This window comes from Ideonella sp. FW305-24 (assembly GCF_058788035.1).
Map to the genome: position 1 here is coordinate 175,464 of NZ_JBYTAI010000012.1, position 24,272 is coordinate 199,735.

Annotated in this window: 28 protein-coding genes; 16 read left to right on the plus strand and 12 right to left on the minus strand. The window is 60.0% G+C overall.

Annotation, left to right across the window (positions count from 1 at the left end; genetic code table 11):
• The first annotated feature begins 34 nt into the window (after nucleotides 1-34).
• The 5 genes from AC3WR5_RS25865 (at nucleotide 35) to AC3WR5_RS25885 (ending at nucleotide 4,225) form a co-directional block, all read left to right on the plus strand.
• Complete coding sequence (locus AC3WR5_RS25865) at nucleotides 35-1,594, plus strand: type IV secretory system conjugative DNA transfer family protein (protein ID WP_492488174.1); 1,560 nt, start codon at nucleotides 35-37, stop codon at nucleotides 1,592-1,594.
• Nucleotides 1,591-2,163 (plus strand): hypothetical protein, encoded by a 573-nt coding sequence (locus AC3WR5_RS25870; protein ID WP_492488175.1) that lies wholly within the window; start codon nucleotides 1,591-1,593, stop codon nucleotides 2,161-2,163. Before AC3WR5_RS25865 ends, AC3WR5_RS25870 begins: the two co-directional genes overlap by 4 nt.
• Before the next feature lie 203 nt (nucleotides 2,164-2,366).
• Nucleotides 2,367-3,332 carry a MobQ family relaxase gene (gene mobQ / locus AC3WR5_RS25875; RefSeq protein ID WP_492488177.1) on the plus strand — a complete coding sequence of 322 codons (966 nt, stop codon included), beginning with the start codon at nucleotides 2,367-2,369 and terminating at the stop codon, nucleotides 3,330-3,332.
• Between the two features lie 2 nt (nucleotides 3,333-3,334).
• Nucleotides 3,335-3,823 (plus strand): hypothetical protein, encoded by a 489-nt coding sequence (locus AC3WR5_RS25880; protein ID WP_492488179.1) that lies wholly within the window; start codon nucleotides 3,335-3,337, stop codon nucleotides 3,821-3,823.
• Nucleotides 3,824-3,901: 78 nt separating this feature from the next.
• Nucleotides 3,902-4,225 (plus strand): hypothetical protein, encoded by a 324-nt coding sequence (locus AC3WR5_RS25885; protein WP_492488181.1) that lies wholly within the window; start codon nucleotides 3,902-3,904, stop codon nucleotides 4,223-4,225.
• On the opposite strand, the gene AC3WR5_RS25890 is transcribed toward AC3WR5_RS25885, so the two are convergent.
• Nucleotides 4,207-4,593: a hypothetical protein gene (locus AC3WR5_RS25890; protein ID WP_492488183.1), complete on the minus strand. Its 387-nt coding sequence runs from the start codon at nucleotides 4,591-4,593 to the stop codon at nucleotides 4,207-4,209. The genes AC3WR5_RS25885 and AC3WR5_RS25890 overlap by 19 nt on opposite strands.
• Before the next feature lie 503 nt (nucleotides 4,594-5,096).
• On the opposite strand from AC3WR5_RS25890, the gene AC3WR5_RS25895 reads away from it, so the two are divergent.
• Entirely contained in the window at nucleotides 5,097-5,909 is an 813-nt protein-coding gene (locus AC3WR5_RS25895) for a hypothetical protein (protein WP_492488185.1), read from the plus strand.
• A gap of 835 nt (nucleotides 5,910-6,744) precedes the next feature.
• Here AC3WR5_RS25895 and AC3WR5_RS25900 read toward each other — a convergent pair.
• On the minus strand, nucleotides 6,745-7,338 hold the full coding sequence (locus tag AC3WR5_RS25900) for a tyrosine-type recombinase/integrase (RefSeq protein WP_492488186.1): 594 nt from the start codon (nucleotides 7,336-7,338) through the stop codon (nucleotides 6,745-6,747).
• 202 nt (nucleotides 7,339-7,540) lie between these two features.
• Here AC3WR5_RS25900 and AC3WR5_RS25905 point away from each other — a divergent pair, with 202 nt between their 5' ends.
• From AC3WR5_RS25905 to AC3WR5_RS25915, 3 genes are all read left to right on the plus strand, one after another.
• Entirely contained in the window at nucleotides 7,541-8,254 is a 714-nt protein-coding gene (locus AC3WR5_RS25905; protein WP_492488188.1) for a hypothetical protein, read from the plus strand.
• Nucleotides 8,255-8,332: 78 nt separating this feature from the next.
• The gene (locus AC3WR5_RS25910) at nucleotides 8,333-8,593 is read left to right on the plus strand and encodes an antitoxin (protein WP_492488190.1); all 261 of its coding nucleotides are present in this window, start codon (nucleotides 8,333-8,335) and stop codon (nucleotides 8,591-8,593) included.
• Nucleotides 8,590-8,901, plus strand: coding sequence for a type II toxin-antitoxin system RelE/ParE family toxin (locus tag AC3WR5_RS25915; protein ID WP_492488192.1), 312 nt, complete (start codon nucleotides 8,590-8,592; stop codon nucleotides 8,899-8,901). The genes AC3WR5_RS25910 and AC3WR5_RS25915 overlap by 4 nt, the downstream gene beginning before the upstream one ends.
• A gap of 39 nt (nucleotides 8,902-8,940) precedes the next feature.
• Here AC3WR5_RS25915 and AC3WR5_RS25920 read toward each other — a convergent pair whose 3' ends face one another.
• A complete protein-coding gene (locus AC3WR5_RS25920) occupies nucleotides 8,941-9,951 on the minus strand; it encodes a hypothetical protein (protein WP_492488194.1) in 1,011 nt (336 codons plus the stop codon).
• A gap of 320 nt (nucleotides 9,952-10,271) precedes the next feature.
• On the opposite strand from AC3WR5_RS25920, the gene AC3WR5_RS25925 reads away from it, so the two are divergent.
• Both AC3WR5_RS25925 and AC3WR5_RS25930 read left to right on the plus strand, forming a co-directional pair.
• Complete coding sequence (locus tag AC3WR5_RS25925; protein WP_492488195.1) at nucleotides 10,272-10,541, plus strand: type II toxin-antitoxin system Phd/YefM family antitoxin; 270 nt, start codon at nucleotides 10,272-10,274, stop codon at nucleotides 10,539-10,541.
• 60 nt (nucleotides 10,542-10,601) lie between these two features.
• Nucleotides 10,602-10,925: a hypothetical protein gene (locus tag AC3WR5_RS25930; protein ID WP_492488197.1), complete on the plus strand. Its 324-nt coding sequence runs from the start codon at nucleotides 10,602-10,604 to the stop codon at nucleotides 10,923-10,925.
• 86 nt (nucleotides 10,926-11,011) lie between these two features.
• Here AC3WR5_RS25930 and AC3WR5_RS25935 read toward each other — a convergent pair whose 3' ends face one another.
• Nucleotides 11,012-11,242 carry a hypothetical protein gene (locus tag AC3WR5_RS25935; RefSeq protein ID WP_492488199.1) on the minus strand — a complete coding sequence of 77 codons (231 nt, stop codon included), beginning with the start codon at nucleotides 11,240-11,242 and terminating at the stop codon, nucleotides 11,012-11,014.
• Between the two features lie 385 nt (nucleotides 11,243-11,627).
• On the opposite strand from AC3WR5_RS25935, the gene AC3WR5_RS25940 reads away from it, so the two are divergent.
• Nucleotides 11,628-11,906 (plus strand): type II toxin-antitoxin system TacA family antitoxin, encoded by a 279-nt coding sequence (locus tag AC3WR5_RS25940; protein WP_492488201.1) that lies wholly within the window; start codon nucleotides 11,628-11,630, stop codon nucleotides 11,904-11,906.
• Nucleotides 11,906-12,412, plus strand: coding sequence for a GNAT family N-acetyltransferase (locus AC3WR5_RS25945; protein WP_492488203.1), 507 nt, complete (start codon nucleotides 11,906-11,908; stop codon nucleotides 12,410-12,412). Before AC3WR5_RS25940 ends, AC3WR5_RS25945 begins: the two co-directional genes overlap by 1 nt.
• A 63-nt stretch (nucleotides 12,413-12,475) precedes the next feature.
• Here AC3WR5_RS25945 and AC3WR5_RS25950 read toward each other — a convergent pair whose 3' ends face one another.
• From AC3WR5_RS25950 to AC3WR5_RS25965, 4 genes are all read right to left on the minus strand, one after another.
• Entirely contained in the window at nucleotides 12,476-12,787 is a 312-nt protein-coding gene (locus tag AC3WR5_RS25950) for a hypothetical protein (protein ID WP_492488205.1), read from the minus strand.
• Between the two features lie 44 nt (nucleotides 12,788-12,831).
• On the minus strand, nucleotides 12,832-13,218 hold the full coding sequence (locus AC3WR5_RS25955; protein WP_492488207.1) for a hypothetical protein: 387 nt from the start codon (nucleotides 13,216-13,218) through the stop codon (nucleotides 12,832-12,834).
• A gap of 68 nt (nucleotides 13,219-13,286) precedes the next feature.
• Nucleotides 13,287-13,907, minus strand: coding sequence for a hypothetical protein (locus tag AC3WR5_RS25960; RefSeq protein WP_492488209.1), 621 nt, complete (start codon nucleotides 13,905-13,907; stop codon nucleotides 13,287-13,289).
• Nucleotides 13,908-13,950: 43 nt separating this feature from the next.
• Nucleotides 13,951-14,610: a hypothetical protein gene (locus AC3WR5_RS25965; RefSeq protein ID WP_492488210.1), complete on the minus strand. Its 660-nt coding sequence runs from the start codon at nucleotides 14,608-14,610 to the stop codon at nucleotides 13,951-13,953.
• An 815-nt stretch (nucleotides 14,611-15,425) separates the two neighbouring features.
• Between AC3WR5_RS25965 and AC3WR5_RS25970 the strand changes: the two genes are divergently transcribed.
• Nucleotides 15,426-15,746: a hypothetical protein gene (locus AC3WR5_RS25970; RefSeq protein WP_492488212.1), complete on the plus strand. Its 321-nt coding sequence runs from the start codon at nucleotides 15,426-15,428 to the stop codon at nucleotides 15,744-15,746.
• Between the two features lie 168 nt (nucleotides 15,747-15,914).
• Here AC3WR5_RS25970 and AC3WR5_RS25975 read toward each other — a convergent pair whose 3' ends face one another.
• The 3 genes from AC3WR5_RS25975 to AC3WR5_RS25985 all read right to left on the minus strand — a co-directional run bounded on the left by AC3WR5_RS25975 (nucleotide 15,915) and on the right by AC3WR5_RS25985 (nucleotide 20,957).
• On the minus strand, nucleotides 15,915-17,888 hold the full coding sequence (locus tag AC3WR5_RS25975) for a ParB/RepB/Spo0J family partition protein (protein WP_492488214.1): 1,974 nt from the start codon (nucleotides 17,886-17,888) through the stop codon (nucleotides 15,915-15,917).
• Between the two features lie 74 nt (nucleotides 17,889-17,962).
• Nucleotides 17,963-18,790 (minus strand): DUF932 domain-containing protein, encoded by an 828-nt coding sequence (locus AC3WR5_RS25980; protein WP_492488216.1) that lies wholly within the window; start codon nucleotides 18,788-18,790, stop codon nucleotides 17,963-17,965.
• A gap of 1,066 nt (nucleotides 18,791-19,856) precedes the next feature.
• On the minus strand, nucleotides 19,857-20,957 hold the full coding sequence (locus AC3WR5_RS25985) for a peroxidase family protein (protein ID WP_492488217.1): 1,101 nt from the start codon (nucleotides 20,955-20,957) through the stop codon (nucleotides 19,857-19,859).
• 169 nt (nucleotides 20,958-21,126) lie between these two features.
• Here AC3WR5_RS25985 and istA point away from each other — a divergent pair, with 169 nt between their 5' ends.
• Nucleotides 21,127-22,665: an IS21 family transposase gene (gene istA, locus AC3WR5_RS25990; protein ID WP_492488219.1), complete on the plus strand. Its 1,539-nt coding sequence runs from the start codon at nucleotides 21,127-21,129 to the stop codon at nucleotides 22,663-22,665.
• A gap of 49 nt (nucleotides 22,666-22,714) precedes the next feature.
• The gene (gene istB / locus AC3WR5_RS25995) at nucleotides 22,715-23,479 is read left to right on the plus strand and encodes an IS21-like element helper ATPase IstB (RefSeq protein WP_492488221.1); all 765 of its coding nucleotides are present in this window, start codon (nucleotides 22,715-22,717) and stop codon (nucleotides 23,477-23,479) included.
• Between the two features lie 10 nt (nucleotides 23,480-23,489).
• Here istB and AC3WR5_RS26000 read toward each other — a convergent pair whose 3' ends face one another.
• Nucleotides 23,490-24,152, minus strand: a complete 663-nt coding sequence (locus AC3WR5_RS26000; RefSeq protein WP_492488223.1) for a hypothetical protein — start codon at nucleotides 24,150-24,152, stop codon at nucleotides 23,490-23,492.
• Between the last annotated feature and the right edge of the window lie 120 nt (nucleotides 24,153-24,272).

Genomic DNA, 24,272 nt, shown 5'->3' on the forward strand with positions numbered 1-24,272 from the left:
CCTCTCGCCGCCCTGACGGCGACAAGGAATGCCGATGCCGCAACGAGCCCTCGACCTGGACACGGAGCTACTGCGTTTGTCCCGTGAGGATATCTTCACGTTGCGGGACGCATGCCAGGGCGTGTCCGTGCTGGGCAGCATCGGCAGCGGCAAAACCAGCGGATCGGGCCAAGCGCTGGCGGGAGCGTATTTGCGGGCGGGGATGGGCGGCTTGATCCTGTGCGCCAAGCCCGAGGAGGCCGACCTTTGGTATCAATACCTGCGCGCGCATGGCCGCACCGGCTCGCTCATCGAGTTCTCCCCACAGCGGCACCAGTTCAATTTCCTGCATTACGAATTGGTGCGGCAAGGGACGGGGGGTCTCAACAGTGTTGTTGAATGCCTGATGCGCGTATTGGAAGCCGCGCGCAGTGCAACGCCCTCCTCTGGTCGCGGCGGCGAATCATTCTGGGAAGACACCACGCGCCAGATGTTGCGGCATACGATTCCCGTGCTTCACGCCGCGACCGGCACCGTGACCATCCCCGACATCATCCGCTTTGTGCGCAGCGCGCCTCAGACGCCCGACGAAATGCGCGACCCCAAATGGCACGACCGCTCCTTCATGTTCCAGTGCTTCAATGCCGCACGAAGCAGCCTTGACGATGCCACGGGCGCACAGGCCTTCTATTACTGGCGCGACGAAATCGCCAGCCTGGATCCCAAAACGCGCGGCAACATCACCATTTCGCTGACGACGACCCTCGACCGTTTTAACCACGGTTGGCTGAAGCAGGCCTTTTGCGCAGGCACCACCATCGTGCCGGAATTGTGCTTTCATGGTGCCATCATCCTGCTCAACATGCCCGCGCTCACCTTGAATGAGGACGGCATCATCGCGCAGCAGGTGTTCAAGTATCTCTGGCAGCGTGCCGTATTGGCCAGGAACGGCCTGGCGCAAGAGCAACGGCTCCGCCCGGTGTTCCTTTGGGCCGATGAAGCCCAATACTTCATCAATTCGTACGATGCGGAGTTTCAGGCGACGTGCCGGGGATCCCGGGCATGCACGGTGTTTCTTTCGCAGTCGCTGCCTACCTATTACGCACGCATCGGTGGCGACAACGTGCAGCACCGCGTGCATCACCTGCTTGGCAACTTCGCAACCAAGGTATTTCACAGCAATGCCTGCCCGGAAACCAACGAGTGGGCGGCGAAGACACTGGGCCGGATCTTGCACAACCGGGCTTCGTACAACGAAAGCGTCGGCACCAATCGTTCGAGGGGCCTGAACCAGGGATCCAGCACGAATTGGGGTTTCAATTCCGGCAGCTCGAAGAGCATCGGCCCGGGCGGCGAAACCCGCAGCGTCAGTTCGGGGAGTTCCGCAGGCGGTGGCGAGAACTGGGGTGAGAGTCGCCAAGGCGGGGTGAACCACGGCGAGACCCACGGGTACGCGGAGCAAATGGACTATATGGTCGAACCCGGTCGCTTCGGCAGCATGCTCAAAACCGGCGGGCCGGCCAACGGCAACCGGGTTTCCGCGGTCTGGTACCAGGCGGGGCGGGCCTTCGGCGCATCCGGCGGCAATGCCATGCTGACCCACTTCCAGCAATGAACCGCCCTCCCTTGCTCACCTATGCGCTCGGCAATTGGGTGGTGATGCCGGGATTGGTGCTGCTCGGCCTCGCGACTGGTTATGGCTGGCTCGAAGGTCAAATGGCCGGCGGGGCGACCCTCATCGCATTGGTATTGATGAGCGCCGCCATCAAGGCCAATGAGCGTCTGCGCACCTATCGCCGCTGGAAACTGGAATGGGACAGCATGGGCGGGGAACAAGGCCCGCCATCCGCGGCAGGAAGAAACGCTGCGCGCGGCTTTGCCATGGTGTTCTTCGCGCTGATGCTGCTCTACGGCCTCAGCAAGGCAAATGACCCGCTGATACGAGGCACGCTGATCTACACGGTAGGCGGCTTTATCTGCCTGGGGATTTACGTGCTGGTGAAGCGCAAGAAAAGGGCGACGCCAGTGCAATCCAAGGATGCCATTGTCACGATCAGCATCGTCCATCCATTGATGGACATACCTCCACTGGAAGTTGCATACCGTCAACTTCCACCCCATTGCGCGCGGCTGTTAACGCGATCGCCGGCACCACGGGGCGGCGATCCTCAAGACCGGCGCTAGGCGCTGGTCTTGATCCACTGGACAACCCGACGACCGCCCGGATATTAAGGATTTGTTAATCAATATTTGCTATTTCTGGTTTAGTAGGGCCCTCCGGGAGGGTGCACGTTGCGCAGCAACGTATAAGTGCACATTTCCCTCCCCCTGGGCCTGGATAAACACTTTGAGGGCGGGCGGCGGTGTTGGCCTGGGGAAGCGATTACATGGCGCTGTTCAGTTGGTCAATGCAGATCATCAAGCGCAGTACGGGACGCTCGGTGGTGGCAGCGGCTGCTTATCGCGCGGGCGAGCGGCTGAAAGACGAGCGCACGGGCGTGGTTCACGACTACCGTCGTCGCAGTGGGGTCGAGCATTGCGAGATCTTGTTGCCGGCCGACGCGCCTGGCTGGTGCCAGCAAGTCGGCCGTGAGCGGCTGTGGAATGTGGTGGAAGCCACCGAGAAGCGAAAAGACTCGCAGTTGGCACGGGAACTGCGAATCATGATCCCGCGGGAGCTGGCGCCGACTGAGCGCATCGCCACCGTCCGCGAATACGTGACGCGTTCCTTTGTTGGCAAAGGTATGGTGGCGGATGTGGCGTGGCACAACAAGATTGCCTCCGACGGACTGGAGCAGCCGCATGCCCATGTGCTGCTGACCATGCGCCCGCTGGACAGCACTGGTTTTGGGCGCAAGTCCCGCCATGAGTGGATCGAGGACCCAAGCGGTGCGAAGCACCCGGACGGGAAACCCGTCATGGTGGTCAGCAACCTCGATAGCTGGAACAGCCCGGACTATTTCGACCAGTGCCGGGAGGACTGGGAGAACGTCGCCAATCGGGCGCTGGAGCGCGCCGGTAGCGAGGAGCGCATCGACCGGCGCAGCTTGCTGGAGCGCGGCCTATCCCGGCTGCCGGAGCCGGCATTGCGCCTGGCCTGGTACATGCACGACCTGTACGGCAGCATGAAGGAACGGTTTGGACAGTTCTTGGTGGCGAAACACTACCGTGAGGTGGAGCAATCAACGCGCACGGCGTTTCTGCGCATGGATATCGAGCCAACCACCACGCCGGCACAGCGGGCGCAGACGGTGGGGCGGTTTTTCGGCTGGTTCGAACGGCAGCTCGAGCGCCTTGCGCCGGCTGCGCCAAAGGCACCCGACAACGACCACTCCCACGGACAGGAGCGGTAGCCATGAGCGAATGGAAAGATTTGCTCAACCGCCAACCCACGTCCCCCATGCACGGCAATGCACGCCCGACTGCCGAGCCAGAGTTCGAATTTGCGGACGGGCCGGACCCGCTGCAATATCGCCCTTGGATTGCGCAGCGCGGAGCGGGCCGGCCGGCGCTCTTCATCGACTTCAGACGTTACGAACCCAAAACAGGGCTGCTGGTGGGACAAATGATGAGCTATCCGCAGTTGACGTCAGTCGACTATATCGGCGACACCATGGTATCGCTCGATTTCGGAACGCGGCACTACGTGATTGAAGGAAATCAACTTGAACAACTGCCTAGACTCTTGCAAAGTGGACTGGTGCTCGCCATCCAAGAATATTCCAAGAGGATTTGGATGGAGCCCAGTTCCTCAGCGCTCGTACGAAAGATTACGCGCGTCGAAATACAGGCCAAAAGCTGGGTGCCTGAACCCATTCTCCCAACATCGGCTGACTCTCAGTGAACGCCCAATACGGAATCGTCACAAAATCTTCACAAAATATATATGGCAATTTAATTCACAAATAGCCATGCTGAATTCATGTCCCACGCAGAAACGCCACTCACGCAGCCCGACCATCAGCTCAATCACCTCACGGCGATAGGCGTAGGGGCAGCTGCTGGTTTAATACCGGGCATATATCTACTCCCTTACGCCGACACTGCGCCAGGCCGAAAAATCGCCGCTGCAGTCACCGCAGGTAGCATCATTGTAGGAGCCGTAATCGCGGGAACAGCCTCAGTTATCGGCCGAGGCGCAGTTTATAAGCCAAAAGTAATCGATGGTGAAAAATTTAAAGAGCAATTGATCTGCGAACGCCAAGCAATTGCCACCCCACAATTCATTCAGCGTCGCGGCCTCTGAATAGACTCGGCCGCTCGCCTAGCAATTATGTCCGCTTTGGCAAGAACAGTTCCTGCAACGAATGACAGTCTTGTTTGAACAGGCTTTCCGTGGTGATTATCAATGGATTGCGCCAGATCAGCCAAGGCATCATGTACCTGTGTTTTTACGCCATGAAGTGGATGCGCAGGACTCGTACTGCGCATCCACTCTCTGTCGATATCTGCGTGGTAGCCAACAGGTAAATGCGCCTTCAATCGCATTTTAACGAAGGAAAGTGCGGCAAGCGCCACTGCCTCCCGGAAGGCCCTTTCCCCAATGGCATTTGCTACGGAGTTTCGGTGATCGTTATTATCAAAGGCAGCCCAAAGGCCTACTTCTGTTGCCATGATATGTCCTTTTGCAGAATTAGGTGCCTGTAAAGCAGACGCGGCAAACTAAAGATTACTGAAATCCAAGAAAATGTCAGATACTCCCCAGATTCAAAGCCACTTCACGACGCCAACAGCCCTTACGTGCCCGCCCAGCAAGGATGCAGGACGGAAGCCGCTTGCACGCTATCAGCCGCCCCGACGCTTGTCATCCTCTCATGAACGGATTGGCCGCACCCAATGTGTCTATTCCCGCTCTCGATACACGGCCCTGCAGCGAAGCATTCACTTTATCGCCTCAATATTGATGACGTTTGCAGCTCAAACGTCATCAATATTGAGGGCAGACGAAGCTTTTTAGGTGGCCACTTCTTTCATGATGTAGGTTGCTTCGGGGACCCACTCGGATCTACCAAGCAGAGAAACAGGTATGCATAATGGAAACGGTTAGATTTGTGCTATCTCGCACCTTAGATATTGCATCTCCTATTGCCATCGGACTCGGATCCTACCTAGTATTCATGACCACCATTAGGCAAGCGCTCGTGATTGGTGCAATACCACAGTTTTTCTGGCAGCCTATGCCAAAACCAGGCGAGAGGCGCATGCACCCTCTCGCTATGTGGATATATATTGCCGGCCGCTTGATTGGTCTTCACTTCTTATTTGCATTTATCGCAATTCTAATTGGATGCTCTGGTGCCCTTCTGCCAATTGTGCTTGCGAAGATTTGGTGGCCAGAACTATTGCAACGGGCCGATTTCCTATGGGGCGGCCTAACCGCCACCATAATAGCGACCTTGCGAATTATGACACAGGTACATCTAATGGAAATTCCAGATGTTTTCGAAGAACTTCCGAGGGTGTCAAAATACCTAAAGATAGATTTTGGCAGAGAGTTCAACAACGAAGATCTGAACCGCCTCACCAGAGCGTATTTTCAATTAATGACGGTTCAATATTTTTTCATAATTATTGTGTGCTACGTAGCCTCATGCCTTTTCATCAACAACTTGCACCTTTCCAGCAAGGAAGAGCTATTGCAGATCCCTCAAAGTCCTCAAGAGTTCGTGGGTGCGTGGCGAATTCTTTCCGACGTAACAAGTACCCCAGGAGCAATGGTGCCGGCAGTACTCAATGTGTTTTATGGAGTAAATCTAATCGTTTTCTCGATGTACTTTTTGGGTATTTCTTCCGGATTGATTGATGGTCGGCTTTCGGCCTTTATCAAGCGTCGCGACGAACAGCCAAACCAAGTTTCACCTTGGGCAACATACGACCCTTACCGAAATGCAAAATACACTATCAAGGAGCCTACTGACGGCCAGCCTTAATACATTCTTCGTAGCGAGTATGCCCGATATTTGCGATTAGCCCAGTCACCGTTTGCGTGGTTGCCATATTGACAGGCATCACGATGACGTTGTATTTCTTGGTGAATTCTTGCATTAGCTTTTGCGCCACATCGAAGCATCTAATTTGCTCGGCGCTCAACTCCAAATCGCCGGCGCTTGTCTTATTTGAATTTATCAACCTAACTCTCCTTCAACAATGTATTAAACTAGATGGAATTGCTTGTTTTTGATTGGGTTATTTTTCCGGAGAATCTTCCGGCCGACGGATTTCCTGATATTTGATGGCTTCGAATTAGTGCAAATGGCAAAAACACGATTGCAGCCACGAAGCAGCATTCAATAACTGCGGACTTCATTGCATCTGATTCTAGAAACACGTTTGCCATTAGTCCAAATTGCCATATCCCAGTTGGCTTTTGTGTTAAGTTTTTATGACATTTGATTAAGGAGTATTTTGTGGACTGCCCGAAATGTAAGTCATCCTCAACTAGACAGCTTAAATGGCATGAGGCCACCGATACGGATCGAGCAAGTTTTTGGGCTTCGTGGCATCTGCTAAAGCCCAAAAATCCCCATGAAGCCCTGCTGAAATTCGGAACGACCGCGGCCGGCTTTGCGGCAAAGGGCACCCTTTCAAAAGCTTATAGGTGCAACAGCTGTCAACACTCTTGGCGAAAGTGGTTTTAGTTCTATACACCATTGAAATAGCCATACTTTCCGCGATGTCGGCTTGCGGCATCTAGTGCCTCTATCAAGTTTCGACTATTCCATCGAAGGGGCGAGATGCCAGTCTTGCCGACTAAGGCAGTTGGTCTTAACTAGCATCTGTTGACAGCTTGGAACCCCACATGCGTTGAGCAAATTCACGCTCTTCTGGTACTGCGGCATCGAGGTAAATTGCCGTGGTGGCTGGGGAAGCGTGCCCCAGCCAACGCTGTATTAGATTGATAGGGATACCAGACATAGCCGCTTGCATACCAAAGCCATGGCGCAAACCCTTGCACGTTGCCATGGGGCCCTGCACTTCTGCGGCGTCCATGATCCGTTTAATCATCCGCCAAGCTGTTGCGCGATGGATCGTCCAGAACCGACCTTGTTCGTCCACAGGAAGCCTATATAGTTTCGATATTAGATCAGTCGGAATTGGAACTTGGCGGAGAACAATCCTGCGCCGCTTTAAGGTAGGTATGACGAGCCGATTTAATTCGGTATCGAGATGATATCTTCGAAGACTTAATGCCTCCGATATACGACAGCCTGTATGAACCACAACTTCACACAATGCGCTTTCATTTTCTTCCAAATGGGAGGCCGCCTTTAAGAAGGCATCCCGCTCGGTTCTGTTTATATACTTTCTATGACCCGCAGAACTGTAAACCTGCCAGGAATCAAAACGCTCGCGATTCATGTTTCCTCTTCGTGCAACAAAATCATCAAGAGGGTTGCACCCTGTTTTCTAGGGGGTGAGACGCCCGCGCCTTACCGTCTGCTTCGCCAATTCGATGCGTGTTCGTAAGGGAATTAGCCAGGTTTGCCCGGGCCTGCAACAAAATTGATGATTTTGTTGCAGGCTCCCATGATCTCCACGGGTTGTTCCAGGTGGAGAGAGCATGGCGGATCGCGGGCAAAAACAGGCTCAATCGGGCATTTTTGGGAGGGCAGCGCGCCGGTCGGTAAGGAGCCTTGGCTTAGTGCTGGCGGGTGTCGCCTGTGGCGTGGCCGCCACAGGGGCCACGGCCGCCCCGAATGCTGCCGAAATCCAGGAGGACCGCCAAGCGGTGCTGCAGCAGGTGTTGTCGGACCTAAGCCCCAGTCTTTTGGCGCGCGAGCGTGGCACTTGCGCTGCGGGTTCGATGCCAACTTCGGTTCGAGACCTGCGCACCGAAGGGTGGCGATCGCCACCCGATGCGTCCGACCTGTGTGCCCTGGTCGCGCTGCGCATGGGGCGGGACGGGACGCTGCTGCAGCCGTATCAGGCGCTGCTGAACAAGCTCACCGGGAGCAGCACCGGGTACGAGCAGCTTCCGGGAGCAATCGCCGCCGCCGCACTCAAAGGCAGCGCCGATCGCGTTGCCATCGGCAATGGGAAGGCGGCCATGCTGACGTCGGCCTGGGTGCTGGACGCCGGCTTCACGGTCGCCTATCAGGCACGTGCGGCCGTGCCGGCGGGCGCCCCCTCCATCGCCACATTGAAGCCTATTGCCGAACGCTGCCTGGCACAGCAGGAGCGGGACCTCGGGCTGTGTTACTCCACCGGCTACATCTACGGCCTACGCGCGGCGGACGGCACGTTGGTGGTGGCTCTCCTGCCGGGCACCCGCTAGTGCCACCTTGGCGGGCGGGCAGCAGTTTGCGCTTCCCACAAACCCACATTTACGATAATGTGGGTTGAAGCATAGGAGATGCGCGCCATGAGCCGACTGACCATTGACATCACCGAGCAGCAGCACCAAAGCATCAAGGCCTTGGCTGCGTTGCAGGGCAAGTCCATTCGCGAATACGCGATTGAGCGCCTCTTTCCGGCATCCGACGAAGAGCGCGCCATGGCCGAATTGAAGGGGCTGCTCGAACAACGCCTGGCCGCCAGCGCCAAGGGAGAAGTGCTGTCAACCACGCTCACCGCCATCGCTGAGGAGGCCATGAAGGCCGGCGGTTCTGTGTGACTCGGTCGTATGTCGTCAGCAGAGGCGCGGCCGCGGACCTTCAAGAAATCACGCGCTACACCGTTGCCGAGTGGGGCGAGGCACAGTGCCGCATCTACATTGCCGAGCTTGAAAAAGCTGCCGAGGCGGTAGCTACTGGCTGTGGTGTCTACAAGGACATGAGCGCCTTGATTCCAGGATTGCGCATGGCCGCTACTGGCAAGCACTACATCTTCTGCATGCCGCGCCCGGGCGAGCCCGCACTCCTGCTCGCCATCCTGCATGAGCGCATGGATTTGATGACCCGGCTCAAGGACAGGCTCCGGTAAGGATGCTTCACCGAGCCTGAACACCGGCTCTGGTAGACGCTAGCCCAGTGCCGAGCCTGATTTGGTTGGCGTCGAGCGCTCTTGAGCGGTCAAGCCATGATCAACTTGCCCCTCGGGTTCATGAGCCGCTGACGCCACGCCTGAAGCACGAAGCTTGGCCATTACATCGTCCAACCCCGGCACCGCTGCAGGTTGGGTCATCGTCGATTCCGCCGGGGACGCTGCAACGACGTTCATGGTGGCGTCGGGTTTTTCCAGTGCGGGATGCGTGAGATTGCGATCCAACGCCCGAGCATCCTGCTCTGTTTTGAGGTATGGCTTCACCGCTTCGAGCGGATCCGCCGACCCGCTGAGGCGCGCCTCGATCTCTGAATCCGTCAGCCCCTTGGACTTGAGGAAGCGCCGGGTACTGGCGGCGATCTCGCGGTCGTATTCTGCGGTGGATTGGCCGGCCTGCTGCATCGCTTCGCGATGCTTGTGGATCGTGTCCACCAACCGGTTCCAGCGCGGCAGGAATTCGGGGCTTTCGCCCGCGCCATGCGCGTTTGCATCGAGCATTTGGCCGGCGGTCGCGCCGGCTGCATTGAGCTCGCCTTCCGGTGTGCCTTTGGCGAGCTGCCGCGCGATGTAGCGCTGGCGCTCGGCCTCGCGTTCGCGATAGGCCGTCTCTTCCTCGGGAGGGGTGAAGGTCAGGTATGCATCGAAGATTCGGCGATTGAACAGATCGTCCGCCAGGGATGTGACCTCGTGGCGGATCGCGGCGCCGGTGACGGCGAGGGGGCTCGCAGCGGCGGTGCCCGCATCGACGGTTGCACGGGCCTGTTGTTGGACAGCTGATGCAGCGGCCACGGCGGCACCGATATCGGCGCGGAGTGCCGCCAAGTTGCCCCCGGTCGCAACGGACACGCTGCGCTGCAGCGCGTTCAGCGAGGCAAGCTGAGCCGCGCACCCGGCAATGGCAGACGCGCTTGCGCTGTCTGCGGCAAGGGAGCGCAACTCCGCCAGCTGGGCGGCCAGCGCGTCGGATGCGGTGCCGAGCTGGTCCTGCAATTCGGCGCGGAGGGTACCCTCCGGCTCAGCAGGCTTTGCCTGCTGAGCGTTCTCTGTGCGCTGGTCCGCGATGGCTGCCCTCCCCACTTGATGCGTTCTGCCCAACCTACCACGGTGGTGGTTAACAAGTCGTTAAGTCCGAGATTTGCGCGAAGAACCACGAAAAGCGGTCCGAAGCACCCGGTCAGAACGGTTCGGCCGGGTCACATCCTCAAAAGAGAGGATGCCCATTTCCCGTACACCACCTGGCCGAGAAAATTGGACTTGAAAGATGCACACCATTCGTAGAATCTGGCTGAATGCAGAGGCGCCGCACAGAAATGCTGAGAGTCAATTTGTCCGAATTTCGACGGAACATTGCCAGGTACCACGGCTTGGCGAAGACTCGGGCGATCATGGTCACCCGGCGCGGGCTTGAATGGACAGTGCTCATCTCCGCGGCGGAGTACCACCGGCTGAAACGGCGCGATCAAACAGCCATGAGCCTCGACGACTTCACGGCCGCCGACTTGGCTGCACTAGATGCCGCCCGCGCTCCGGACGGCGCCAAGGCGTTTGATAGCGAGGTTCCGAGCGCAGTCCGCTATTGACACCTTGCAAGGCGCCTCATCCACATTTACAACTCCCCAGTTCGGTCAACAGGAGCAGAAATGCCAAAAATCAGCATGGGCGATCTCGCCAACGATATGCGTAAGCTGGCACAGAATGCCGAGAAACTCGACGGCAAACAGTCGGTTTCGATGATCGATCTTTTGACGCCCGCGTTTCTTGCAAAAAGCACTCGTTTTGCCGATTTAGACCGATTTTTCGCCGTTGGAAATTTCACGTTCGAATCAGCCGAAGATTTCAAGGCAATTCCTCGCGAAAAGCTGGATGCCTTTGTGGCCATTGAGTCAAAGTTTGCGACTTGGGATGAAATGGTGTCCCGGGCCGGTGCAGAGTGGGCTGAGCGACAGATATTCAAGGGCTTATAACTCGCCGGCCACCGGCATGCCGGGGCACTTGGAATCGGCGCATCCAAACGAAAAGGCCAGCGGTCACCCGCTGGCCTTTTCGCTTGCTATTCCGCGTCTTCAGCTTCTGCGGGCGCGCGCAGGACGACGCGGCCATCGAAGTGAATCGGCAGCGTGTCCAACACGAGGGTGCCACCTTGGCCGTCCTGATGCGGGAAGAAGGCACCGAGGCGATTCCAGCGGGCGGATTTGCCCTCGGCGGTCGGCTCAATCACCTGGTAGGCGAAATAGGCCGGCAATTGCGATTTGCTGCTGCGTTGGTTGGAAGTGGTTTTCATGGTCGTCTCCTTGGTTTGTGGTTGATGTCCCGAAGGACGGCGCCACTCCACCCCGCCGAACCGGCGGCTTGTCCCCTACACGGGAGCGCAGCGAATGGAGCGGGCCGGAGCAGGACAAACCGCCTCGACGGGGTAAGGCCGCCGACCAGACCGAGGGCATGGACCACATCCGACGGCGCACGACCGACCCCCCACAGCCACGCAATCGGCATCGCGCTGCTCGCCAGCGCACTGCCTCAGTAGTACCGACATCGCCGCCTCAATTGCATCGCTGGACAACGCGGCTCATCACTTCCCCAGCAAGCGGTAAGATAGGCTTGTATTGACAAGTGATATACATCCGCGTAGTGTGACTGTAGGACAAACGCAGCCACAGGAGGACGCCATGGCAACGGCAACATCGGCAGTAACGATCAGCATCCGTGCAAAAGCGCGGCAGCGTGACTTGATCGACCAGGCCGCCGAACGCCTGGGACGCAGCCGTTCGGACTTCATGCTGGAAGCGGCCTGCAAACAGGCCGAGGAAGTGCTGCTGGATCAGACCTACTTCGCGGTTGATTCGCAGCGCTTTGCGGCCATGCAGGCATTGCTCGATGCGCCGCCAGCGCCGTCCGACCGCCTTCGCCGCACCATGAACGCGCCGGCCCCCTGGGGCCAGCGCTGATGCTGTCGGCGCCAGCACCGCTTTCCGATCACCACCAGCTCGACGCGTTCATCAGCGGCGAGGCGAGCCTGGACGAATGGCTCATCCGCCGCGCCCGTGCGAACCAGCTCAATGACGCGTCTCGCACCTTCGTGGTCACGGAGGGTGACAGCGTGGTTGGCTATTACTGCCTCGCAGCGGGCGCCATCGGTCGCGAAGAAGCGCCGAAGCCGTTGCAACGCAATCGGCCGAACCCTCTGCCGGTGATGGTGCTTGGGCGCCTAGCAATCCATCAGGCGCATCAGCAAAAAGGCATCGGCACCGCGCTCTTGCGGGACGCCATCACCCGGACTCTGCATGCGGCTGAGCACGCAGGCATCGCAGCCCTGCTGGTGCACGCCTTGTCGGAAAACGCCAAGCGCTTCTACCTTTCCCGTGGCTTCCTGCCGTCGCCCCTCCAGCCAATGACTTTATGCCTGCCGCTAGCTACAGTGCGCGCGCTTTATGCGGCGGAGGGGGACGCATGAAGCCGACTATCAGGTGGGCGCCGATTGACGTTGCCGACTCCCTTTGTCTGCTGGCAGCATCCATTACGTTCCGTCTTTGCGGCCGGAAGCGACCCGTTTCGGTTGGCGCCACCCTTCGATTAGCGCCCACAGCGCGGCGGCTGTAACGGCGAGCGAGCGCACCAGCTGCGAGGCCTGGAGCTGGTGATAGGCCTCCTCGCTGTACCCGTGGTCCTGCATGTCCCCCTGCGCTCTGGCCGCCCAGGGCGTGCTGGCAACCGAGAGGATCATCAGCGTCGCGATGCCCCGCAGCGCCCGGCGAGAAATGCGGCCAGGCGCGCTCCATAGCATCACACCCAGGCAGGCTGCCCCGTAAGGCGGCACGATGATGGGCAAGCGCCGTACATTGGCACGACTGAACGCCTGGAAGGTAGCGCTATTTACCTGCTGCGCTCACGGGCATCTATGCAAATATTCTTTTTGTCACGTACCACGGTATCTCTTAGATTTTGTAGATCGCCATCGGCTGTAAGGCCATAGGATAATCCCCACAACTCGCGATAATATCCAGTAATCTGATTATTTTCGTTGCGACCCACATTACCGGCGGAATTGCGGATCAAACGAACATCGAATAATGATTCGAAGCTTTCTGGATTGCTCTTGACGACTTCGTCAAGCCGGGTCTTTAGACGCTGAACTTCAGCAATACATTTTTCGTAACCGGCTGCTATCCGAGCATTCCTATCCCCGGTTTGTTCTAGATTTTCCTTCGTACGAGCAACAGAAGACGCCGCTTCTTCGAGTGGGGTTGGTAAAGTTGACATGATTGCTCTCCTTTCTGAGAAGAGCAATATCATATATAAAACGATAAAATGTGAATTATTTGTGACAATTAATTGAGCGTCACAAAAATTGGCCATTTCTTTTCCAACTCATCACCGCGCAATGGCTCAGTTCCGGAAGTGCCATGTTGGAGCATATGGCGTGCACGCCGCTCCGCCCACGCAATGATTTTCATATTAGGAATAGGCTCGCCCGAAGTAATTGCGGACATTCTTCCCTTCCATTCTTTATATTCTTTCATCTGGAAATCGGCAAGCCCAACGCGATTGATTTCTTCTTCCATTTTCCCCCAAGCGTCGAATCTCATAGACGCATCCCGAGCTTTTGCACTCCACTGGAAAACCAATGAGCAGGAGTTTATAGCAACAATTCCCAGCATGAATATTGAAAAAAATATTTCATGTAGTGACATGCCTCCATTAGCGGGAACCGCCACAGCACCAGCTGTCGAGATTTTTTCGCACAATATTTGTGCAGCATTGGTCTTGAGAGTAATAAAGGCGCTTGACGCGAGAACCAGAGAGATGACCTTTACCACACTCTCCCGCCACTCAAGGATAGACCGGCGCACCTGCTGATATATGCGATTTGTATATATTTCGACCAAAATATCGCGCCACTCATCCTCTCGCTGCTCTGCATCTTGAAGAAAATCATATTCTTGCGTCATGCTAGTGTCCTTACGGGAGGTGAAGCATTCCAAATCATGACCACTACCTGTCGGTTGGCGGTGGCGATATTGGCGCCGGTGGCGATGAAGAGGGCGGCAAAGATGCTCCGTTATCGGCCGGAGGAGGGGGAGACTTAAGTGGTAGATTCGCGGGAAGCTTGCGAGTTCCGGGCCGGGCTTTCGCCGGTGCTGTATGCCAAGCCATGATAAATTCGCTTCGCGCCCGCTTGGTTTGCACATGCCCCCATTGCTTGTACAATTTAGCGAAGTGCGCCAAAGGAAAGTCGATCAGCAGCACCTCGCAATCCAGATTTTGGTCGTGGCAAATATACAGCCTCGCCTGATTTTGCGCGAGAAAATCGTCGTTGATATCTTGGCCGTGGGCGACAAAAATATACTCTTCATCCACCAACCATTTCAGACTCACCGGGCGGCAAACATTTTGCCAAGGGCGTGAAGACCGATCAAATACCGCCAAAGGTAATCGTGAATTCCATCCATTTTCTACCGTGACAATGGAGAGCCGATACTCTCTCTTCGGCTTACCGGAGGAGAGAAATAAATGTTCCTGGATCGCGCCCTTTCCGTTCAATCCGGATTTGGTAGCAGCCGTAACCTCGGAACGCAACAAACTCCACAGCCGTAGCGCTCTATTTTCGCGGTACTTTTGATTGGGCTCTTGTCTTGTCTCAACATCTTCCATCGCATCAGCGTAGCCCTTGAAAGCGACGCTCCTAGGTGATAGTGGTGTGCTGGCCACTTGTTAATGATCGCGCCCCCTGCGCTCGCGTCTTCTGTGGCCACATCGAAATACCGGCGACGCTACTGCACACAAATTTGCAGCTCAAAACGCCAAGCGTGCGGACCGCCACTAGGATGGGCGAAGAAGGCTCGAAGGGCCAGTCACGCTTCGCACAATCAGCCAATTCATCATCCCGTTTAATGATACGCGGCTGCCTGGATGTTGTATAGCTTGTGAAGCGAACGCGGCCACGATGTCGTAGGCACGGCCTCGTCGGTCCACATCGTGGGACTATGCGAACTTGACACTCGCGGCATAGCTCTTGGCAAAGGCCGACGGCAGGCTGAGAATGCACCTCATGGGGCTGCTTCTCCCGCGTGCCAAAGTGAGTCGCAGCATGATCTTTTCAGGACCAGGGAGGCAGCAATTGGACTTGCATGAAGAAGATATCAGTTTCGTACTTGCAGAAGCATACGAACTAGCCCGAGCCAACTTAATCCGAGCGCTGGTCAATGGCTTCGCGGCATTCCTTGTCTTGTGCTTAGCCGAAATAGTTAATCAACAGCTAGCAATCGGCCTCATACTTACGCCGTGGTCAAGGCAAATGCTTGATGCATTCTGGTATTCAAAAGAAATTACACTATTCATTGTGTCTCTCTATTTCCTTTGGTCTGCCGGACACGCCTATATATCTTGGAGGCACATTTGTGAAGCTCGTAGCTTAACGCGGCGTATCGACTATGCTTACTAATTCTGAAGCCAAGCAAGTACTTAGCTTGGCGACGCGCATTCGGGAGGAAAGATCTAGGATTGCAAGCCTCCCCCTGATTGCGCTCGCCGCGCTGTTTTCAGGAACCCTTGTATTGGGCTACCAAGAAGGTGGTTTGTGCTGGGTTGGAGCAGCGATGTCCGGCGGCGCCTTCACGATTAAGCTAGGTGAGCTTGCCATTAAATTCAGCGTGAACCGCGATAGGCGAAAAATCGAGTCAATTACTATGACTCGCCGGGAGTTGGAATATCTACACCAATGCTCTCTCGGCGCAGAATACAAAGATCCTATTGCTCAAGCACTACTTGCGGATTTAGGAAAGAAATAGCGCCTGACAGTAGAAGCTAAGCTGCGTATCCTAGACTATTCTTCGCTTGGGATGCGCTGGGTGGGGGGCGCGGGCGAAGGGGGCGCATCGGCCAAACGAAAACCGCCCGTCAGGGACGGGCGGCTGGTCACAGGAACCTTGAAGCGGCTCACCGGCCGCGCCGAAGCATCACGCATTCAGGCGTGCCATCCCTTCCGACATCTCGGCCTGGAACATCGACGGCATCCAGCCGGCCCCCTCGGCCAACCGCTCAGCCTCCCCGGCGATCTCGTCTTTCTTGAACTTCGCCAGCCGGGCAACATGCTCCGGCGCGAATGCGCCCACGGCGTCGAGGATGGCGGCCCTCGGCATGTGCTTGAAATACCCCTCGGCCGTAGGCTTCCACCAAGCGGCCATGTCGAGCCCCACGGCCTGGGCCAGTTGGTGGCCCGGCTGTTCTTGCGTCGCGCGGGGCGTGACTACGTCCACCGTCGCGGCCACGCAAACGGCCAGCAGTCGCACCATTTCATCTTGCGGCTTTGCCAGCAGTGCAGCGAACAGCCCCGCGCTGTCCTGCGGCAAGGCCTCAAAGGCGGCTTTCTGCTGCTCCCGCAGCGCCTGGGCAGCCGGCGATTCCGCATAGTCCGGGGCCAGGCCTGCCAGCCGGTCCTGCATGGTCAGCCGCACGCCGAGCGGCAGGCCGGGCCCGTCGAGACTTTCCGGCCGGAAAGTCCGCACCATGCCATGCACCAGCGCGGCCAGGGCGACCTGCGGACGCCGGGCAAGTTCGACTTGCAGCGCGGCGGTGCGGTGGGCGCTCAGCCGCTGGACCAGCCGATCAGACAGGGCCGAGACTTTTGTCGTGTCTTCTGCTGCCTCATCGTTCGCGCTGGGCGTGCCCGCAAAGCCCTGGCGCAGGCGTTCCAGCGTGCGCCATGCTTTGGCTTCGGCGTCGCGCATCAGCCCGCGATGAATGATGGGCTCGCCGGTGCGGCCCACGGTGACGACTGCGCCTGCCACGTCCTTCACGGCCGGGCTGTAGTCTTGCAAGGCGTCTTCCGCCGCCTGCAGCTGCGCGCGCAAGCGTTCGCCGGCTTCGCGCATGGCATCCGCCCTGGCGTCGTCCTCCGCACGGAGTGCCCGCTCCATGGCGTCGGCCACGGAGCGGATTTGAGTGTGCAGTCGCGCGATGCGGCGGGCTTCGCGCGCTTTGGGCTCGCGGCGGGTCTGCGGGGCGCGCTGGAAGCCCTGCAAATCGGCCTGGGTGGCGGTGATGCTGGCATCCACCCAGGCCCAGCCCTCGCGGCGGATCTCGGCGGCGATGCCGGCCAGCTTTTCCTGCGCCAGCCGGTCGAGCAATGCCGAGTCCGTCAGGTAGAGGCCCGGGCCGTCTTCTGCGAACAGGTCACGGCGGATACCGCCGCCGGCATGTTCGTAGGCATCCAGTCCGACGAACCGCGCCAGTGGGTGCCGGTTTGCATCCATGTCGCGCGCCGTCAGGCGCTCGCGCAGCGCAGCGGGGCCGCGCTGCCAGGCCGGCGCCTCGTAGAAGGCAGCTTCCTGCGCTGCGTGGTCGTCGGTGATGGCAAGGGCCATCAACTGATCGAGGCACACGGCGTCGGCGCGGTAATCGGCCAGTAGGCGCGGCGAGACATTGGCCAGCCTCAGCCGGCGCTGCACCACCAGCGGCGAGACGCTGAAATCGGCGGCGATGTCTTCAATGCTGCGGCCCTCGGCCACCAGCGCGGCGAAGGCCTCGAACTGGTCGGCCGGGTGCATGGGTTCGCGCTGCAGGTTCTCGCTGAGGCTGGCGGTGCGTGCGGTGCCATCGGCCACCAGCAGGCACGGTACCTCCCAATCCTTCGGCAGGCGGCGGGTTTGAGACAAGAGCTTGAGGGCCGTCAGGCGGCGCCCGCCGGCGGCCACCTCGTAATGCACGCCATCGGCGGCGGTGATGACGACGAGGTTTTGCAGAAGGCCAACGCGGTGGATGCTGGTGGCAAGCTGGGGAATCGAAAGGCGCGGGGCCTTGCGCAGGTTGCGGCCCTTGGGGCGCAGCACCAGCCGCGACAAGGGAACCAGGATCAGGTTTTTGGTGGGGTCGGCGGCTTCCAGTGCGGCGGCGGCGAGGGCGCGGGCTTCGGTGATGGTCGCGGTGTTCATGGTGACAACTCCTAGCGATGGGAGAAGACAAGAAGAAGAAGAAGAAGAGGCGGGGCTCGCGCCCCGCCAGGGGTTCAGGCCTTGAGCTGGCGCATGCCTTCGGCCAGCATCCACAGCGCGCGATTGATCTTGACGTTCTGATCAATGCCCTGGACGGGCCGGGTCTGTTGGCGGCGGCCCGTCGCGTTGCGCCCGCGCAGACCGCCCTGCACCAGGTTCTCTTGCACGCGGTTGAAGGTGGTCCAGAGATCGGGCCGGGCGTCTTCGTGCCGACGCGGCTGCAGCAGCTGTGCGGGACGAATGGGCGCACTGCCCTCGGCCGTGTCGTACTTCAAGCTCAGCGCCGCTTCTGCGAAGAGCTCGGCCTCGCGCGGGGCGAGGGTCAGGGCCTGCATGGTGTCGCGACGCTCGCGTACCAGGTCGAAGCCGTCCAGCACCTCATAGGCACCTTCGATGACCTGGGCGGCAACGTCGCCCTTGTGCGGTACGCGCATATCGGCCACCACGTCGCCACACACCAGGCCGTTTTTGCAGACGAACCGGAACATGCCGGCGAGCATCTGATAGCTGCTCGTGCCGTCGTGCGAGTTCAGCAGAATGATTTCATTGGCTTCGGCGCCGTTGATCTGGTTGGCGTGGCGCAGACGAACCATGTGCTTGGTGTGCTCGCGCTTGCCTTCATCGCGCACGCGGGTTTGGCAGACCATGAAGGGCTGAAACCCTTCCTTGCGCAGTTCGGCCAGCACGGCGCCGGTCGGGATATAGGCGTAGCGCTCCGACCGGCTTTCGTGCTTTTCCGCGGCAAAGATGGACGGGGCCACCTCGCGGATTTGGTCATCGGAAAGCGCGGTGTTGCTGCGCAGGACGGGGGAACGGGAAGCGAAACGGGATGCGAGTTGCATGATGAAAACTCCTCAAAGTGAATGAATGAACCAATCGTTTTGGGAGATGCCACTCAGGAATTCAGGTACTTGAAAGGTTGACCGGATTCCAAGATTCAGAGCCCGGCCTTGGTTGGCCTTTCGGGTTCGGCGCAAAGCGGGAGGCCCGCCCTATCGTCGCCGTCTTTCCTGAGTTCATCGCCCGCGAAACACCGGGACGGCGGCGGGCGGCCTGTCAAGGAAACAAGCACCGGGGTGGGGCGGCCCACAGCCGCAGGCGAGGACACGGCCGGTGCGCCTTGACTGGCCGGCAGGCGTCGGCCACGGTCGCGGGCAAGGTGATGAACTCAGGAAAGATGGCAGCGCGGGGCCGCTACCTGCGCAGAACCCTGGCAAGCGCCAGCGCGCAGGCCGGGCGCGTGAAGCGCCGGGCCGGAGGTGTCAGCGATGGAAGCCGAAGGGGCGAGACGCCAAAGGTGGCTCGATGCGCAGCACAAGAGCGCGGCCCGGCCTTGGCCGGGGGACACAAAGAAGGAAAAGAGAAGAGGGATTGCCGAGCCGGCGCATCACTGCGCAGCCAGCCGCAACCGTGCAGCACCGCCGCATCGGCGGGACACGGCAACGCGGTCAAGCACATCAACCGCGGTCTCCACGTCCAGTTCGACCACGTGGCCACCATCCCAGCAGCGCGAACAAGACTGGGCGACAAAGAACATCAAACGCCGCAACTTCGGGCTGAAGACCCAGCCTGGCATCGCCTTTGAGAACGCCGCCTCGCCCAAGGTATTGAACGCGGCACGACGCGATATCTCTCACGATGGCGTTCGCCGGACAGGCGCATACCGGACATGCCTCAACGTCAGCAGCGTTCGCCTCACCACAGGCAAGGCATGACCATCGATAGTGCGGCATATTTTAGTCGGCCATTTCCCACGTTCCTTTGTACATCAAAGCAAGACGGCTTCGCGCTCCTGCAGCCCATGCGACATGGTGCATGACACATGCGGCAGACAGCAGCAACCTGCCCGTGTCCGCTGACTCAGCCTCGGCGAACGCTCCCGAAATGCGAAGCGGTGGCGTAAGCCGCTCAGGCCGTCACGATGTCCCAGACACGCAGCCGTGCCAGATCAGGTTCCCAGGCCACCGCCGCCGCATGATTGCGGTACGAGTCCGGGTCGGAGTCAAGGAGGCCATGAAAGACCTCCAGCAGAATTCGGCCACCGACAGCGCCGAGTTGCGCGCCGGTAGCGGTGGCGCGCTGCTTCATGTCGGATTCGGTGAACACGCGCGAGCCAAACACATCCACCATGGCCTGCTGCGCTTCGGCAAGGATGTAAAACCACAACGGTGTTGCGACCGCAAGCTCATCGCTCAGTGGGACGAAGCGGTACTGCTTCTCGTCCGCGGCACTGCGCTGTTTCAGCTCTTCTCGCACCACCAAGTATTTGGGATCCAGCGGCGCAGTGATCTTGCCGGCGTGCTGGAGTGCTGCCTCAAAATCTTGACCAGTAGGCAGCTGGAACACTCTGCCACGCCACAGGTTGCGAACGATCAGCGACGGTGGCGGGTCGTCAGCCACCGCTACCGGTAATGCAGCGAGAGGATTCACGATCGAGGGATCGATTCGGTAGGCAAACTGCAAGCGGGGTGTGCCGGGCGCATCCGCAGGACTGCTGTTGACCCCGTTGTCACCTGCAGCTGTCCCAGGCGCCGGAATGAAGGTGTTACCCTTGAGGGTCGACTCATTCGCTGAGTCCGGGTAGAAGCGCGACCAGTCGGTGATCAGATGCTCTGCGATGAGTGGCTGGAAGCCGATCAGACTGGTTTCGTCCATCTTGCCATCGAAGATCGGGAACGACTGACCGTCGCGCAAGAAGTAGCCGTTGCGCACCATCGAGTGGCCGAAACGGTAGGCGGCACCGGAGAATTCGATGGGCAGGGCCGCCCGGTTTTCGGGTTGGTACAGCGGGAATGCCGCCGCATTGGTCGACCGTCCGCGCAGGTCTGGCTGGCGGTCGGCTTCGAAGGCTGCAATCACATCGCTGCGCACGATGCGCGCCAGGTAGTCCTCGATGACCACACGCTGGTAGGTCCAGCGAACGCGGTCGCGCGCGGCGTTGAACAGCGCGGCGCCCGCTAAGCCCGCCGCCTTCTGCTGAAGAACCATCTTGTTGTGGAAGCGGTTCATCGATGCCTGATGCGTATTTCAGCCCATCGTGGACGCCGTTTCAGCCTGATGGTGGACGGGATTTCAGCGTGATGGTGGACGGCGTTTCAGTCTGATCGTGGACGATTGGGGTGGTACGCAGGTGATCTTCTGACCGGCATAGGCTGGCCGCTTTTTGCGGTCCGAGCCGATGCCAACGAACAGAGTCACCATGCGCCGTATCCGAGAGGCATTGCGCCTGCACCTGCAGGCCGGCCTGAGCTACAACGAAGTTGGCCGCGCCCTCAAGATCTCCAAGAGCGTGGTCGGCAAGTACGTGCTTCTGGCCAGGGTGGCCGGCGTGGACTGCGCCATCGCCGACGAGCTCACCGACGAGGAGCTGGAGGCCCGGCTGTACCGGCCGCCGCTGGCCAGATCCAGCCATCAGTTGGCGCCCGACTTCGGCGCCGTCCACCAGGAGCTCAAGCGCCCCGGCGTCACGCTGATGCTGCTGTGGGAGGAGTACGCCAGTGCGAACCCGTTGGCCTACAAGTACACAAGCTTCTGCATCAAGTACCGCGAGTTCGCCAAGGCTCAAGCGCGCTCGATGCGCCAGGTGCACGTCGCCGGTGAGAAGCTGTTCGTCGACTACGCCGGCGACACCGTGCCCGTGGTCGATGCCAGCACTGGCGAGATCAGGCGGGCGCAGATCTTCGTGGCCGTGCTCGGGGCGTCGAACTACACCTTTGCCTGTGCCACGCCGCGCCAGACCACCGAGGACTGGATCGGCGCGCAGGTGCAGGCGCTGGAGTTCATGGGCGGCGCGCCCAAGCTCATCGTGCCCGACCAGGCCCGCGCGCTGATCAAGACGCCTGGCCGCTACGACCCCGAACCCGGTCGCGCCTACGAGGAATTCGCCCAGCACTACGGCTGCGCCGTGCTGCCGGCACGGCCGGCCCACCCGCGTGACAAGCCCAAGGTGGAGGCCGCCGTGCTGCTGGTGCAGCGCTGGATCCTGGCGCGGCTGCGCAACCGGCGCTTCTTCAGCCTGGGCGAGCTCAACCAGGCCATTCGCCTGCTGCTGACCGACCTGAACCAGCGGCCCTTCAAGAAGCTGCCCGGCTGCCGGCGCAGCGCCTTCGAGCAACTGGACGCGCCGGTGCTGCGGCCGCTGCCGGCAACCCGCTTTGCCATCAGCCGCTGGAAGACTGCCAAGGTGAACATCGACTACCACGTCGAGTTCGACGGCCACTGCTACAGCGTGCCGCACCGGCTGGTGGGGGCCAAGCTCGACGTGCGCGTCACCGGCGCGCTGCTGGAGTGCTTCGCGGCCAACCAGCGCGTGGCCAGCCATGCGCTGAGCGCCGTACGCGGTGGCTTCACCACCACGCCCGACCACATGCCAGCCTCGCACCGCGCCCATCTTGAATGGACGCCGGCCAAGCTCATCGCCTGGGGCGAGCGCATCGGCGTGAGCACGGCCGCGGTGGTGAGCTGGCAGATGACCCACCGCCCGCACCCCGAGCAGGGCTACCGCGCCTGCCTGGGCCTCCTGGCACTGGCGCGCAAGTACAGCGCGCCGCGGCTGGAGGCCGCCTGCACCCGGGCCATGGCGATCCGCGCGCCCAACCTGCGCAGCGTGACCAGCATCCTGCAATGCGGCCTGGACAGTAGCCCCAAGCCGCTGGGCACCGCGGACAACCCGGTCGTGGCGCACGAGAACGTGCGCGGGCCGGACTACTACCACTGACCACTCATCACTGCCCCCCAACCACCCTCACCAAGAAAGAACGACCCCCATGCTGAGCGAACCCACCCTGGGCCAACTGCGCGCGCTGCGCCTGGACGGCATGGTGCATGCCCTGGAAGACCAGGCCAGCAGCACCGCCGCGGCCGAACTGCCCTTCGACGATCGGCTCACGCTGCTGGTGCAGCGCGAGATCGCCTGGCGCGACGACCGGCGCGTGGCCCGGCTGCTCAAGGCCGCCAAGCTCAAGGTGAGCACGGCCTGCGTCGAGGACATCAACTGGCGCGCCAGCCGTGGGCTGGACCGCAGCCTGATCACGGCGCTGGCCACCGGCGACTGGTTGCGCCACGCGCGCAATTTGCTGATCACAGGCGCCACCGGCAGCGGCAAGACCTGGCTGGCCTGCGCGCTGGCGCACCAGGCCGCGCGAAGCGGCTTCTCGGTGCTCTACGTGCGCGCGGCGCGGCTGTTCGACGAGTTGCAGGTTGCGCACGGGGACGGCAGCTTTGCCCGGCGCCTGGCGCAGCTGGCCCGGCTCGACCTGCTGGTGATCGACGACTTCGCCATCGCGCCCATGGGCGCACCCGAGCGCAACGACCTGCTGGAGTTGCTGGACGACCGCATCGGCACGCGCGCCACGCTGATCACCAGCCAGTTGCCGGTGAAGGCCTGGCACACCTACCTCAACGACCCGACGCTGGCGGACGCGATCCTCGACCGGGTCGTGCACGCCAGCCACAAGATCGAGCTCAAGGCCACGAAGTCCATGCGCGACACGGCCGAGGGAGGGGCCTCCGGCGGCCTGGCAGGGGCCTGAATTCTTGAGATCAAGTCGGGCTCAAAACCAACCCCGACACCGGCACCACGGCCGGCCAATTCAGGCTGATCGTGGACGATTCAGCTACAGTCAAACCAGTTCCTGCGCGCCTCTCCGGCGCTGCCCACGGCAACACCGTTTTGCCGTCCACGATCAGCCTGAAATGGGCGTCCACGATCGCTGAAATACGCACCTGAATCTGGCTGACGATGGAGTTTTCGTCATTGCGCGGGTCGCCAATCACGGCGCGGCCGGTGGCGTCACGCAGCAGGTCCAGGCGCGCGTGCGCTGGGTCGATGGGCTGACCCAGCTTGAGCGTGGCGCCGTCGACTTCATACATTTCGGGATCGTCGATGGGACCGCGGCCATAGACACAGTCGAGATCTAGGCGAGGTGTGCGCTGGTTGGTGGGAGCGTTCACACCATCGAACGTGGACGTGGTGTCGAGCGTCAAATCGTGGTCGATAAACTGGCCGAAATAGGTGTATCCGGCAGGCACGAACATGTTTTCTTCGGCGTCAGGGCCTGGGCTTAGCCCGTCCGGACTGGATTCCATCGCGAGAGCCAGTACCGCTAGCTCCCCCTTTTGGGGTTGCGCGGGCTGGGCCGGCAACATTCGGATGAAGTTGGCGGCATCGCTGCCAAATGCACCGTGTTTGGTTTCGATGGTCATGCGCAGTTCCTGAGGTGGATGAGAAGACGGCGCATTCAAACGCCGGGTGATGTCCCGCGGAGTGGTGTAAGTCGTCAACCCGGATAGGTTGAGATCCACTCGCTCAGCGTGCCACTGCAG